The sequence below is a fragment of the Sphingobacterium sp. ML3W genome, assembly GCF_000747525.1.
Classification (GTDB): domain Bacteria; phylum Bacteroidota; class Bacteroidia; order Sphingobacteriales; family Sphingobacteriaceae; genus Sphingobacterium.
This window is the reverse complement of the sequence record NZ_CP009278.1, coordinates 1879726-1894010: the sequence shown is the minus strand read 5'-3', so window position 1 is coordinate 1894010 and position 14285 is coordinate 1879726. Positions and strand designations below refer to the sequence as shown.

General features: G+C 34.9%; 15 protein-coding genes. 10 read left to right on the top strand and 5 right to left on the bottom strand.

All coding sequences use genetic code 11. The annotated features are described in order from the left end of the window. The first annotated feature begins 425 nt into the window (after positions 1 to 425). Positions 426 to 833 (top strand): helix-turn-helix domain-containing protein, encoded by a 408-nt coding sequence (locus tag KO02_RS08230; protein ID WP_038697436.1) that lies wholly within the window; start codon positions 426 to 428, stop codon positions 831 to 833. Between the two features lie 4 nt (positions 834 to 837). Beyond that, positions 838 to 1116, top strand: a complete 279-nt coding sequence (locus KO02_RS08225; protein ID WP_038697434.1) for a helix-turn-helix domain-containing protein — start codon at positions 838 to 840, stop codon at positions 1114 to 1116. Between the two features lie 208 nt (positions 1117 to 1324). On the opposite strand, the gene KO02_RS08220 is transcribed toward KO02_RS08225, so the two are convergent. Then, complete coding sequence (locus KO02_RS08220) at positions 1325 to 1855, bottom strand: NAD(P)H-dependent oxidoreductase (RefSeq protein ID WP_038697432.1); 531 nt, start codon at positions 1853 to 1855, stop codon at positions 1325 to 1327. Between the two features lie 96 nt (positions 1856 to 1951). On the opposite strand from KO02_RS08220, the gene KO02_RS08215 reads away from it, so the two are divergent. Continuing rightward, positions 1952 to 2314 carry a winged helix-turn-helix transcriptional regulator gene (locus KO02_RS08215; RefSeq protein ID WP_038697430.1) on the top strand — a complete coding sequence of 121 codons (363 nt, stop codon included), beginning with the start codon at positions 1952 to 1954 and terminating at the stop codon, positions 2312 to 2314. A gap of 416 nt (positions 2315 to 2730) precedes the next feature. Here the strand turns inward: KO02_RS08215 and KO02_RS08210 are convergent, their stop codons facing one another. Together KO02_RS08210 and KO02_RS08205 are read right to left on the bottom strand one after the other, a co-directional pair. Next, positions 2731 to 3171: a hypothetical protein gene (locus KO02_RS08210; RefSeq protein ID WP_038697428.1), complete on the bottom strand. Its 441-nt coding sequence runs from the start codon at positions 3169 to 3171 to the stop codon at positions 2731 to 2733. Between the two features lie 81 nt (positions 3172 to 3252). Further along, complete coding sequence (locus KO02_RS08205; protein ID WP_038697426.1) at positions 3253 to 4305, bottom strand: hypothetical protein; 1053 nt, start codon at positions 4303 to 4305, stop codon at positions 3253 to 3255. Between the two features lie 410 nt (positions 4306 to 4715). Here KO02_RS08205 and KO02_RS08200 point away from each other — a divergent pair, with 410 nt between their 5' ends. The 6 genes from KO02_RS08200 (at position 4716) to KO02_RS08180 (ending at position 9244) form a co-directional block, all read left to right on the top strand. Next, complete coding sequence (locus KO02_RS08200; protein ID WP_038697424.1) at positions 4716 to 5279, top strand: hypothetical protein; 564 nt, start codon at positions 4716 to 4718, stop codon at positions 5277 to 5279. Next, positions 5276 to 6421, top strand: a complete 1146-nt coding sequence (locus KO02_RS08195; RefSeq protein WP_038697422.1) for a hypothetical protein — start codon at positions 5276 to 5278, stop codon at positions 6419 to 6421. The genes KO02_RS08200 and KO02_RS08195 overlap by 4 nt, the downstream gene beginning before the upstream one ends. 296 nt (positions 6422 to 6717) lie before the next feature. Next, the gene (locus tag KO02_RS24340; RefSeq protein ID WP_410528210.1) at positions 6718 to 6828 is read left to right on the top strand and encodes a two-component regulator propeller domain-containing protein; all 111 of its coding nucleotides are present in this window, start codon (positions 6718 to 6720) and stop codon (positions 6826 to 6828) included. Between the two features lie 109 nt (positions 6829 to 6937). Further along, complete coding sequence (locus tag KO02_RS08190; protein WP_038697420.1) at positions 6938 to 7327, top strand: hypothetical protein; 390 nt, start codon at positions 6938 to 6940, stop codon at positions 7325 to 7327. 380 nt (positions 7328 to 7707) lie between these two features. Continuing rightward, positions 7708 to 8670, top strand: a complete 963-nt coding sequence (locus KO02_RS08185) for an alpha/beta fold hydrolase (protein WP_038697418.1) — start codon at positions 7708 to 7710, stop codon at positions 8668 to 8670. Further along, complete coding sequence (locus KO02_RS08180) at positions 8663 to 9244, top strand: YdeI/OmpD-associated family protein (protein ID WP_038697416.1); 582 nt, start codon at positions 8663 to 8665, stop codon at positions 9242 to 9244. Before KO02_RS08185 ends, KO02_RS08180 begins: the two co-directional genes overlap by 8 nt. 126 nt (positions 9245 to 9370) lie before the next feature. On the opposite strand, the gene KO02_RS08175 is transcribed toward KO02_RS08180, so the two are convergent. Continuing rightward, the gene (locus tag KO02_RS08175; protein ID WP_235212367.1) at positions 9371 to 11680 is read right to left on the bottom strand and encodes a tetratricopeptide repeat protein; all 2310 of its coding nucleotides are present in this window, start codon (positions 11678 to 11680) and stop codon (positions 9371 to 9373) included. A gap of 1044 nt (positions 11681 to 12724) precedes the next feature. Between KO02_RS08175 and KO02_RS08170 the strand changes: the two genes are divergently transcribed. Further along, a complete protein-coding gene (locus KO02_RS08170; RefSeq protein ID WP_038697412.1) occupies positions 12725 to 13291 on the top strand; it encodes a hypothetical protein in 567 nt (188 codons plus the stop codon). A 296-nt stretch (positions 13292 to 13587) separates the two neighbouring features. Here KO02_RS08170 and KO02_RS08165 read toward each other — a convergent pair whose 3' ends face one another. Continuing rightward, positions 13588 to 14055, bottom strand: a complete 468-nt coding sequence (locus KO02_RS08165; protein ID WP_038697410.1) for a GyrI-like domain-containing protein — start codon at positions 14053 to 14055, stop codon at positions 13588 to 13590. Positions 14056 to 14285: the final 230 nt, after the last annotated feature.

Sequence of the window (14285 nt, the reverse complement as noted above, 5' to 3'; positions counted from 1 at the left end):
CTTTATTCCGCCAAATTAAGGGGGGATTATTGTTTTTAACTGGTTCTTTTGTATAATCATAACTCGTTATTGATAACGAGTCTCTTGAGGAAGCTAGGCAAATAATATGAGGCCCACTCTCCTCACCTCTCCGGAAAAATTTCTGACGACTTAAACGGGATGAAAAGCAGTGGAAACCCCATACTTATTGCAAATATATAATTTTCAATTAGAGTACAGGGATAAAAATACCACCGCCTTACTCCGTAGCGTCAGAATGGAGAAGTAAGACTCTTATATTTGTATCCAAAAATAAAATATAACAAATAATAATATTAATATTTTCATTATATTTACCATACGGTATACAAATATAAAAAACTAATAACCAGATGATTATACATAAAACGAATAATGTTATAATCTAAACTAATAAATAGTGAATTATGAGCCTGGGATTAATAATAAGAGCACTAAGAGATAAAAATGCTTGGTCACAAGAATATGTGGCCAATGAACTCAATATGAGCCAACCTGCTTATTGTAATTTAGAATTAGATAAAACCAAATTATCATTTGAAAGAGCAAAAAAATTAGCTACTCTTTATGATGTACCGATATCTATGTTTAGTAAAGAGAATAATTCGACAATAAATTACAACACAGGTCAATTCAGCCGCACCATTATTAATTCTAAAATTACAGAAGAAAAAGTATCTTTGGAAGAGCGACAACTTTTTCAAAACATCATTACAGATAATGATGTTTTGATTAGATTGCTTATGGATGAAATAAATGATCTAAGAAGTGACAAACAATTTCTAAAGGATCAATTAGCACTTAAATTGAAATAAAAATATGCAAACAACTACCCTATATAAGGAGCTGAGACTAAAAGAAGAAATTTCCATTGATAAAGTTGCTACAGAATTAAATATTTCTGTAGAAGAATATGTCGCTATAGAGAATGGTCAATTAAAAATCAATTATACTCAAGCAGGTATTCTGGGTAATTTATTTAAAATCGACCCAACCTTACTGATTCAAACGTCTGGCTCAATAAACTATAACATTGGCACTTACAGTAGAACTATATATGCCGACAAATACTTTGAAGGAGAAGAAAAAGAAAGATAAGAGATTATTTAATATAATATAAATGCCGTTAATTATTTTAAGATTAACGGCATTTTACGTTTTGCATATAAATTGTTATGAAATGCGTTTATTAAGCCATATTTTGAAAGTTCCTAAAATTAAATAATTGACTATAAACTAGGAAGTGGACACCTTCTTTCTTTTTACGTCATCGACTAAAGAAAAGTTGCAGAAGAATAGCGAATTATTAGATACTCTCAATAAATTCAAAATATTTATGCACACTTTTCTCAATCATTTGTTCTGAACTATTCAATTCTATTCCATAATAGGCAAAAAAGCCTTTAAAGTCAGCCTTTACATATTCAAATGTTAATTCAAAAGGAGATAAAAGCTGGCCCATGCTATACTTATATTTACCTGTAACACTAAATTCATGTTCATCTATTCCCGCGGAAATGGCCAGAGCTATCTTTTTATTCCTCATTTTATAATCACTCTTACTGCCATATGCCCAGCCGTAAGTCAATACTTCATCTAGCCATTTTTTCAGAAATGGTGTACAATTGAACCAGTAAAAAGGAAATTGGAATATTATTTTATCATGGGAGGCTATCAATTGTTGCTCTCTGAGAATATCTATTTTTTCATCAGGGTAAGCTTGATGAAGATCATGAACAAAATACTTATCAGGAAATTTTTTAAATTCCTCAACCCATCTTTTATTTATTTTTGATTCATTCATGTTTGGATGAATAACTATAACCAGTATTTTCATAACGTTAACTAAATTTTACTTTTATAAAAGTAATGCTCTTTCTAATGATTTAGTATCTTAGCTTCCCTTTGTATGGTACTAACAAAAATGTAAGTAATGAGCAAGATAAAGATAACTTCTACCAATTTCGAGAACAAGCAAACCTTGGCTGAAGAATGCCCTGAAGTATATGCTGCTATAATGATCGGAGGTCAGTGGACCTTAGCAATATGTTGCTATTTGATGAATGGTAAGTTAAGATTTGGGGAACTAAAAAAATGTTTACCAAACATTACAGAGCGAATGCTTACTTTACAGTTACGTAAACTTGAAGAGAATAAAATTGTAAAACGAACTGTGTTTGCAGAAGTCCCACCTCGGGTTGAATACGAACTGACTGTAGTCGGATACAAACTCAAATCAATTATCAAAGAACTTGGAATTTGGGGAGAAGAACACAAGAATATGGAATCTAAATAATAACCATCTGAAGATTTTAAATTTGCATTTCCTGAAAGTCTAACTAGTCAAATATATAAAGACTGAGAAGCGGAACTGAAAGTCCCAATTTACTCCCCTATTCCTAGCCAATGTTCTTTAAGGTAGCAACCGCACAAAGGGTGTTCTCAAATTGATCAAGAATAATAAGTATGAAAATAAGAGGTTTATTTTTTCTTGGCAGATAATATTTATTAATCATGCTTCTTTTGTTGAAAATGGACCAATGTATTTATAGCCTATGAATACAAATAAATTGAAAGCCAATGGTCCAGCAGACTTAGCTTCATATAGAGTCAGTTGCTTTTTTTTAATAAGTTTATTAATTAAGGATTGTATTCCATCTCCTTGAAGATTTTTAGAGCAAAGTTCAAATGTTTTCGGCTGTAAGGCATATTTTAAAACAGTTTCTTGAATCGAAACACGGCCAATTTACTAGAGATAATAAAAAAGTAACCAATTATACATGAAATAATTAATGCAACGAAAAGCTCTATACCTCCCAAAGGTCTTGAGTAAATACTCAACATAAAATTGATAAGTAAAAATGGAACTGAATAAGCGAAAGAGTTAATAGCAAATATTTCCCAATCATACTCCTCTTCCTCTGTAAAATTCACCAAAAGTAGTGCCCAGTTAATTAATAAAAAAAGAACAAATGACGTTAACAATAACATTACCTTGTTCTCTATCAAAAATGGAAATACCACCTGTTGCTGTTCTGTGTAAATCCAAATTCCCTTTTCATAACATATATTCAAAAGGCCATAGGTACCTGAACCAATAGCTATGATTGCTACCAAAATTTGCAAAGTAGAATTATTCTGTTTGTGCATCATAGTATGATTATTTTATAATTAAACTTCAAATAGAAATACAGCTCATTTACACTATCTTAAATATAATAATTATTTCGTTGTTTATTGCTTCAATTTTAGTAAAAAATATAACCCATTGCTCTCAAGTTCTCTTTTCTGCTCCTTATACTCTAATATTGTCATTCCTGCTGTCATGCCTAATGAGCTCAATAGAGCATATTGTATTGGCATACTTGCAACTACTGTCCCAATTAACGGAACATAACTTTTTGGATTTTGCATTCTCTCAATAAATTTTCTAAATGTTTTGCTACTTAAGTTCTTCATTTTGTTTTCTAATTCAATGAGAGGTTTTTGTATTTCATTAAAGAAAATGCTTTGATATTCGTTGTCTTTTAAACCTGTGTTATAAAGTTGCATGTTATTAACTTCTATAGTATTTATAGTCTGATAAAACAGTCCCAATTCATCTTTTAATTTTAATTTGAGTTCTAAAAGGTCATCAAAGCTTAAAATGTCTGGGTTGGGTAAACTAATTTTTAAAGCGTCAAGCGCTAAAGATTTTGTGCTTCCTTGAGTTCTCAAATCAACATTAGATTTAGCTGACTGTTGAATAAATTTCGCAAAAAGAGTGTTTAAATTATTACTACTGCTCAAACAGGTTTTTCCTTCAATTAAGAGTTTTACAAAACACTTTAGTTTTAATGAATAGTACCACCATATTAAATCTGATTCAACTGGTTTACCCCATTCGAAACCCCACATATGTTTCATTATCTCATAAACCTCTTCAGTAATTATCTTACTGTCTCTTTTTGTCGGGTGAAATGGAAATATTAGGTCATGACTCGAATTAACTATTTCACTTATTTTACTTGCAAACCCTTTTTCAAATTCATCCTCAATACTTTCAGAACTCTCAGTTATTGCAATGACATTTTCATCAATGAGGACTTTATAATCCGTTGTAAATGTCTTAGGAATAAATTGCAAGTCTTCGACTCCATCAAATTCAAACTTTCCGTTTGCTTGACTAAACTTCGGTGAATAAACTGTATCGTTAACAATGTTTATCTTGTCATAATACAATGTTAACAACTTAATCTCATTAATTGATTTTGGCGTAATATCAGAATTATAGTAAATTTCTCTCATATCATTAGCTATTTTACATTTAGTTTGTCGTTGATTATTTCTTGCAGTCGATTCAAAAGTAACACTCTAGACTCATAGAATTATGCTTACTTCTATACAAAGCTCAATAAATCATTTCTAATTGGTTATAAAAGGAATAATTTTCATATAAAAAAATTCTTGTACCTCAGTGTCTCAAATTCCTTAACCAGATAATTAGGGTTTATTCAGGTCAAACACTACAACAGCATAGGAAAAGAAAAATCTTATAAAATGAGCGAAAGGTATGCTCTAAGATATATTTCCATAACAGATTGTAGTTACGACTGGATTAATGACTCATAATAAATGTTTTACGGGAACCCGTAATATTATTCATAACTAACTATATAATTTTATTACCATATGATTTTCAAATTAAAACCTTAAACATGAAAAACAACTTCTTATTAATCCCAATAATAATTGCTCTATTATTGGGATGTTCAAAAGATTCAAATGACCAAGATCCACAGGAAGAAACCATAGATTATGAAACTATATACCAAGAGCCAGAAAACCCATTCTATGGAATTCCGGATACGATGTCTGTCGTTATGGTTTCCGCTAGTATTATTAAATATAATGAATGGCAAAATTTTTTTGTTTGGCCTGAACATTCTTATATAATTATTTGGCCAAGTGATAATAGGGATTTGGATATAGGCGATGTGGAAAAAGCAATAAAAGGTATAGCAATAGACCAAAACACAAAAACAGAAGTGAAAACAGGTTTCACATATAAAGGATCTGCAATATCATTTCAAGATTTGACTCCAGGGAAATACTTCATAGCAGTAATCTTGAATGATAATGTTGATAAGGGTAAGAAAGCATATAGTACTAAAGAGATCTCTGTAAAGCAATATGGAAAAATCTATATGAACAAAATATTTTCCAATAAAATAAAAGATGGCGAATTTGAGGAGTGGACAAATAAAATAATCGAGAAATGAAATTAAAAATAATAATAGCAGCCGTAATAAGCATTTTATGTACTTCCCTGAAAGCTCAAGAAATAATATTAGGGGAAAAAAAACCTTGTCCAGGTGAAACATATGAATATAGCTTCAATGGTACATCTTGTGATGGAAATATCATGTGGTCAGTTAATCATGGTACTATCGTTGAAAGGAAGAAATTTAGTGTTAAAGTAATTTGGCAAGAAGGATTTGTAGGAAATGGGGCATGGCATGTTCGAGCCCATTATACTCCACAGTTTGGTGCTTCTTGTGGCACCTCAACCTACTTTGAACAACCAATAAAAGTAAATGCAGTGTCAGATTTTAAAATTTTAGGAGATGACGTCATTCCAGGAGGTTTTCGTGGCACTAAAACTTATACCGCACAAATTAAAAATGCCCTATTTCCTGCCACTTCATATTTATGGACGACAAAAATAGGGACGACAATCACAACTACAACCACAACTGTACCAACATTCAATTTAAATATTACCAATGATAATTTAGAATGGATAATGGTCCAAGGAAAAAACTCTACATGTTCAAGTTTGGGAGCTTCTTCAAAAATGGATATATCCATGAGCACCATATTCTCGGGACCAAATGATATCTGCTCTGAAGGTACCTACACTTTAATCAACCCAGGGACAGTTACCCTTGAAAATGCGGCAGGTATTGCTACACTTACATCTTTAGGTAACAATAAGTGGAAGGTGACAAGGATAAATGGCGGAAATGGAATTGTAAAATTAAAATCTACTAAATCAGGCAAATCATATGATTATGAAATTAAGGTAGGTGGGAGTATCAATTTAGGCATTGAAAGTATGGTAGGTTTACAGGATTTTCCAAGCGGAGATCAATTTACTGTAGTGGAAGGAACATCTAATTATAAATATACAGGTGTACTTACTGTAAAAAATTCTAACAATAGTATTCCTACAACTTATACTTGGACTAAAATTTTAGGTACATCTGGTATTCCACTAGTAACTTGGTCATCTAATAATAATAAAGTAGTAGTCCAATCTAAGGGAGTCGGTGGCTCCATTCAATTAAGATGCACCGTAACAAGTGGCTGCGCTGTATTCACTAAAGATTATACTTTTTATTTAGGAAATTCTCCTTATTGATGCAGTAAAATTTTAAATAAAAAAGAAAAAGTCCAATTTTAACAATGGGGGTTTTTCTTTTTTATTTTCATTTATAACATCAATTGTTCTAAAGTTATAAATGAAGTAATTTGATATATTGAACTACACTATGTAATGATAGCCAAGTTATTAGTTTATATAGTATTTTACAATAAATATTATGGGTCAACAAGATTATTTAAAAGTCATCGAAGGGTTTGAGTTGGAAAACGACCAAGGTATGGTATTGTCTACGTTTAAAGAATTTATTGAGCATAATTAGAGCAGGTGAAACAGTGATTTTTCAAATTCTCGAAGATAAGGATGGTAGTATTTGGTTTGGCACTTTTAATGGCGTGTATCGTTATGATGGGAGCCCATTTCAGACTTTAAAGATGAAACGATAAAGAATGAGCAGTGGTAGCCTTTCTATTACCATTCCAAAGTGAAAACTTATATTTAAAAGTTGATTTCTTGTTTTTTTATCTTTAGCGTAAAGAATAAAAAAATAAGCACATGAGAACAATAAAACAAAGGGGCACGATGCAGGAAGCTGCATGGTGCGAACAGTATCGTAAATCAAACTGGGGTGGATGTGCTGTAAATGCCTACTTCGCACGGAACTGCCATGCTGATGCTGGCCCAAGCTATCTAAACAAACCTAAACACGTGACTTTTGATCGGTTAAGAGAAATTGACATCGCGACCAACACAGTCATCTGTGATATTGCTCCACTATCTTTTCTTAAAGAAAAAATAGTCAATTATTTAACCCAATTAACACCTGAAAAGGTTTTTGTTCCTCAAAATATAGTACATCAAGAACTATATGTGAATACGTATATAACGTCAGCAAATGATATACTGGAAAAAATCCGACAACAACGATATGATTTTCAGAAGTAAAGTGTTGCGATAAGATCAAGCCATTCCTCGGGTCTGCTTCGCCCCTTGTTCGGACCGACCATACAGTTTCCCTACTCTGCGCCTACCTCGCGCCTACTGTTTCTGTAGGCAAACTGTAGAGCAACTGTAGAGCATCTGTAGGCAAAGAGTAGATATTTCCCGAAGCCTTCCCGAACACATGGCGAATATGGGGTTAAAATACTTATGCTGAAAAATGATGAAAGGAAAAGATTCTAAATGCTTACTGACAAATTTGAACCACACATAATGATCCTACAAAAGTATTTTATTACCTATTATTTATTTTAGACTCCTGACATAAGGCTGTCACTTTTCAAGTATAAATTTGCGTCATTAATTGATTCTTAAAAGATATATAGATGACAAACGTTATAAACACAGGATTTAATTCGATCGAATTTCCAAAACCTAATCTGATTTCAGTTAATGGAATAGTTCTGGAAGTATTTGAAGCAGGTAAACAAAATTCAGAGAAACCTATCGTCCTCTGTCACGGATTTCCAGAGCTTGCATTTTCATGGCGCTATCAGATACCGGCCCTTGTTGCAGCTGGCTACCATGTAATTGTCCCAAATCAACGTGGCTATGGTAATTCATCACGTCCGACTGAAGTAACTGATTACGATATTGAACATTTGACTGGTGACCTTATTGCACTGCTTGACCATTTTGGGTACAAGGATGCTACATTTGTCGGTCATGACTGGGGGTCAAATGTCGTTTGGAGTCTAGCTCTATTGCATCCTGATAGAGTAAGTAAAGTAATAAACTTGGCTTTACCTTATCAGGATCGTGGGGAAAAGCCATGGATTGAGTTGATGGAAGCATTCTTTGGAGCAGACTTCTATTTTGTTCATTTCAATAGACAAGCTGGAGTAGCAGATGCTATAATGAATGAAAACACAGCTCAGTTCCTTCGTAACATATTCCGCAAAAACACAGCTCCCACACCACCTGAGCCAGGAATGCTAATGATTAATCTTGCAAGGGCAGAAAAACCACTTGGCGAACCATTGATGAACGACAGTGAACTCGCTGTGTTCGTTTCTGCCTTTGAATCATCAGGATTTACAGGAGGTATAAATTGGTATAGAAACCTGGATAGAAACTGGCACTTAATGGCGGACATAAAACCAATCATTTATCAGACGACTCTTATGATATATGGTGGACAGGACACGATTCCAAAGTCTGAAAACCTAAAAAATATTGTTCCTAATCTGGATGTTGTGTGTCTAGATTGTGGTCATTGGATACAGCAAGAAAAGCCAGAGGAAACTACCCAATCAATTTTAAAATGGTTAGAACAACAAAATGCTTAACAAGGAGGTAGAAACATATTGTCCTCAAAGCGGAACAGATTGGAGACAATGGTTGGAAAAAAACCATCAGTCCAAACAATCTGTTTGGCTTGTTTATTACACAAAAAAGTCTAATATTCCTTCATTAAGTTGGAGTGAGGCTGTTGATGAAGCACTTTGCTTCGGTTGGATTGACAGCACAAAAAAAACGATTGACGATTTTTCGTATTTGCAGTTTTTTAGCAAACGTAAACCTAAAAGCAACTGGTCAAAAATCAACAAAGAAAAAGTTCAACAACTCATTGAAAATGGACTAATGACAGCAGCAGGTTTTGATAGTATTGAAACCGCCAAACAGAATGGTTCTTGGAATATTTTAGATGAAGTGGAAGAACTGGTAATACCGAACGATCTAGAGAAAGCGTTCAAAGAACAGGAAGGTTCAAAGAACTATTTCCTAAGTTTGAGTAAATCGGCAAGAAAAATCATATTAGGCTGGATTGTTCTTGCCAAACGGCAGGAAACCCGACAAAAACGCATTGACGAAGTTGTAAAAAGTGCAGTGCAGAATCTTAAACCAACACACTTGCGATAGAAGATAAAAGCATTTAATGGTGCAAAATTATCCCACAAAAAAAACCGCTTGGTCATTGAAGTGTCCCCAAGCGGTTTTCTATATTTTAATAAGATCTTCTATTTCAGTTTTTCGACATCTTCAATGTTACTTATTGTTCAATTTCTGTAAACGTTCTTTTGCTGACGGGATGATATCATCATCTTTTTCTTCATAATTTTCAATCACACTTTTCAACGTACTCTTCGCTTGCAAAACATTGCCTTTACGCGCATAGCTATCAGCAAGCAATAGGAAACTCTTGGCCACCCAATATGGACTTTCTTCTTCACTGTTAATCACTTCAAAGGCTGTTGCAAGGGCTTTATCGTATTCCTTGTTATCATACTGCAGTTGCCCCACACGGTATTTCGCCTCTGCGCCGACCGCCCTTTGGCTCTTCAGAGCAGCCTGATTGAGTTCCTTCATCGCGGACGCTTTGTTCCCTTCTTGCAGTAAGGCCCTTGCACTATATAAGTGTGCTTTGGCAATTTCCTCCTGCGATGCACCCTCGTAATCCTTAATCATCTTCGCATATTTGGCCATCTGCCCCATATCGCCGAGTTCGAAATAACAAATCATCAAGTTACTTATTGCGTAGCCATAGTTCTTTTTATATTCTGAATTGAGCTCCAATTTTTTGAGGTGCACAATTGCCTCGTTGTATTCTTTTAGGTCCAGATATAGCGCAGCCACTGTGAGCAAGGTGTTCTCCGTATACTTGCTTGTCCAGTCGTTCAGAATGATATTCAGATCGTGCAGTGCTTCTTTTGGATGCCCGGTGCGATAAGAACTCACCCCGCGGATGTAACGGGCATATTTTTCTTGTTTGGGTTTCGGAAATTTATCAAAATACGCGTTGATCGCTTCCACCGAAGCTGCATATTGCTCCTTGGCAAACAGAGATTGGGCTGCTTGAAACGCCATGTTATCTTGTTCCGCAGGACTCAGATTACTGACATTGGTACCGATGGCGTAACGAATATAGGTCGAAGCATCCCCTTGGTCGAGGTAGATGTTTTCAATAAAACGCATCGCTTGCTGTGCCTCATTGGTTTTGGAATAATTCTCTACAACATTTTTGAAAGTGGCTTTCGCCGCTTCGGAATCATCTTTATTATACTGCACGAGCCCTATGGTCATCAACGCGCGTGGCACATAGCTGCTTCGTGGGTACTTTTCGATCATCCGTTGCAACCCATCGATGGCACGATCATAATCTCCAGTAGTGAAATACGTATAGGGGATCTCAAAGGCAGCGTCATCTGCATAGTTCGAACTCGGAAATTGTTTCAAAACAGACTGCAGGATACTTAGCTTGGTTTCATTGTTTCCCTGCAATCCAAAGATAACACCTCGTTGGAACAATGCATAGTCCTGATTGGAAGTTTTGCTGTTGATCAGCTTGTCATAGTATTGGTTGGCACGGTCATAATTGCGCATGGATAAATACGAATCGCCCAAACGTGCGATTACGTCATGACGTATATTTTCATCTACCGAACTTCCCTCGATAGCCAAAAAGCGTTCAAAATAATCGGCCGATATACCAAAACTGTTATTTCTAAACGCGGCATAAGCCAGTCCATAATTTGCATAGTTATATACGTTGGTGTTTTTTGCAATGGGCAATCGAAGGAACCGGGAGAAGTTTTCTACCGCCTCCCCGTATTTACGCACTTCATACATCGCTTCCGCTTTCCAATACGTAGCAAGCGCAGCCATTTTTGCATCGATCGGAAATTTTTCCGATCTCATGAATATAGATATGCTATTCTCGAAAGCGCGCTCGTTATAAAACTCCAATCCGCGATAGTATGTTGCTTTTTGATAGGTAGCATCGGCTTCCGGCCCTCTATCTTTCAACGATTCCAGAAGACTTACGCCAGTATGGAAGTTACTCGTGCCCAATAAGGTTTGAACCGATAGTATTTCCGGACTTTCTTGTTTTTGAACGCCTGGATCAAAATCCCCATATTCTTGATCAATATATTTCTGGAGAACTTTCTGAGCGGCTTGAGTGGAGTCCATTGCAAACAAGACTTTGGCATAGTTATATAGCGCATCTGCTTTCAATTGACGGTCGAAATCTAGTTTCATCGCTTTGGCAAATGCATTTCGTGCGCGTTGCTTATCGCCGGTTTCCAAGGCAATATGACCCAAAGTAATTATCGAACCCTGATAAAAGGCATCCGAAGCTTCCAACGACTCCAAAATAGAGGCCGCTCTTGGGTATTCCCGTGCTTGGTAAGCCAGATAGCTGATACGGTAATTATCAATATTGCCGCGTAAAGCGTTTGGATGCCTTTTCTGCAATTCATTGTAATAAGCTTGTTTGTATGTCTTACTTGCAAAATATGTAGCCGTGGCGATTTGGCGCAATTCCGTCTCAATGGCCTCCCGATTGATATGACTCATATCTGGGCTCCTGCGAACCTTTACGGCATCGGCCAGCACAGGCCGGTAGTCGCGTACAACATCAATGGAATCCATCGTTTTAATTTGATGCCCATCCAGTTGTTGCTTTTCTTTCTGCTGCTTTTCCACTTCCTGCGCATAGCCCGTAACCAGCAAACCAGAAAGCACCACGGTAAATAGGTATTTCAGGGAGTTGTGGTCAATTCTTTTTATCAATATCATTGTTCTTCCGTATTTCTGGGTTATTCTAAATGTTCCTTTGCCGATGAGGCAATATTATCATCTTCCTTAAGCTAGTAGGGCCAAAACTAAAGAATTCTAACAACATTGTGTAAACAGTTATGAAGAAATCAGCCCCTAATAGGCAATTTATAAGCCATATCCATCTTATTTCCTAGATTTTCTATTTCTCTGCTTGCTATCAGCAACTGAATTGATACAATTTTAGAGCCAATTACTTAGCTTAACCTCTAATAGAATAGGTGGTTAATTTTATAGTTGGACGTTTGGTGTAGCTGAGAATGGTTGTTGATAAGCAGAATTTATGTAAATGGAAAGATTAAATAATAACCAATCGCATCTAAGCCTGATGGTATATCTAGTAGCCAGACAGTCAATAAATATACAATCGTAATGCAAAGGGCAATGCCTAGTGCCGTCAAAAAGCTTGTTTCTTTCATACAAGATGTTAAATATTATATATCGCTAATAAGATTTATGTAGCTTTCTTGCTAACACATATTTTTATCGACGAACTAATTTTACAGGCAATTTCATAATGAATCACACAGCGATACATGAAATAGCGTTGTAGCACAATTCGAAAATCGTAATTGAAATTTGTTAAGGTATAATATTAACACAAGCACGTCGAAAAATAGCATAAAAAAATAGTCCCATAGCTAGATTTTCTACCCTACCCGTCATCTTAACAATAAATTAATTTTTCAAAATACTTGACACTAAAATTATAGCTATTTTAAAATTCTAACAATAATTTATTACCTTAGAGAATAGCTAATTGGTTTTTGAAAATAAAAAATTATGAAAAATTTCAATCTCAATAAGAGTAAGTTCGCAAAAATGCAAGCTGACGGAATATTTAATTCTATCCAGATTTTAAATAAAAACATCCAAGTTAAGGAAAAATACATAGGAGAAATGAACGCCTTGAATGTGATGAGTGGGCTATGTATCGAACTTTATCTGAAGGCTTTTACTCGTACGCTAAGAAAAGATGCCGTGATAAAAGGACATAATCTTGAAAGATTATTCAATCAACTTCCCCAATTTCTTAAAATCTTAATTAAGCAGCATTATGTAGACAACTTTGACAGGAATGCCAACTTATTCAAAGTTTCTATACTAATAGCAGATAATATATCAGAAACTACGCTCCTACCGGATAAGGAAAAACTTGACAATTTTGATGGTGCTATCAAAACATTATCGACCATTTTCCTTGATTCCAGATATTTTTTCGAAAGGCTCAATGAGCGAAATTGGATCGTAGTAGAATATTATTTCGACTGTGTAAAAGCTATTTGTATATCTCTAAAAACAGTTTATGAACAGTATGCTAGAGGCGACTTTCAAGGTAAAATAAAGTAAACATAATAAATGGCATAAAGGTCATATTTTGGCATATCTGGTAAGGATAAATAATGAGTTCAAGATGCACTGTAATTTCTATATGAGTCGTATAGGTATATTATAGAAGCCATCCATACCGCGAACCTTCATCTTCGTAATGGAAAATAACAAATTGTCCCTTATGTCGAAATTGAGTGGGTTATAACTTTAACAAGATGGCTTCAATACATTTAACTATACCAACCTGCGAATTGCTGATGATAATATCCTTTTTATTTCGATTTTCCCCTGTAATAATAGAGATGCTACGACCATCAAGATTTTATTGAGATATAGGTCTCTACTTCAGCCTCGGGTCCGTCATTGTATTTTTCCCCATGAATGGTAAAGTCTGCTTTATAGGCTCTTTTCGAATCAAATTCTTTATCGCCCCAAATTTCCAACCAGGTATTGAATACCGCTTCTGGCATCTTGCCTGTAGATACAAATTTATCATATACACCCCCTTCAATGACCAGACCGACTAGACCATCAGGGATAGCTAATAACGAGTTGACCTCATATCCTATTATGGTATCGTAGTATCCTGTAAAATCTGTTTCATAATGGGTATAAACGGCATAGATATCATCATTTATCTTTTGCTCGATTTGATGTCCGACTTGTTCTTTCCAAAACTTTTGCCATAATAATTCGATATCATTTGCCGACTGTCCGTTTTCATTTGTAGTTCTAATGGCTAAGCCAATGATTTTCTTTTCTGGGATGGTTACATTTTTCATTTTATCGCTATTTGATTATTAATATTTAAGCGAAAATAGCCTTAGCGACTGACAGCTATATGTCAGGAGGATTTTTAAAAATCAAATATAATTCATACCGGATAAAAGATGGTTCCAAGCAGCAATCTCCTATTTAAAAACAAGGAACAACAAAATATGTCACACTAAGTCGTTGATATTTAAAAAGCGCCATACAATTTTGAGTCGTATGGCGCTTTTAGCATAAAATA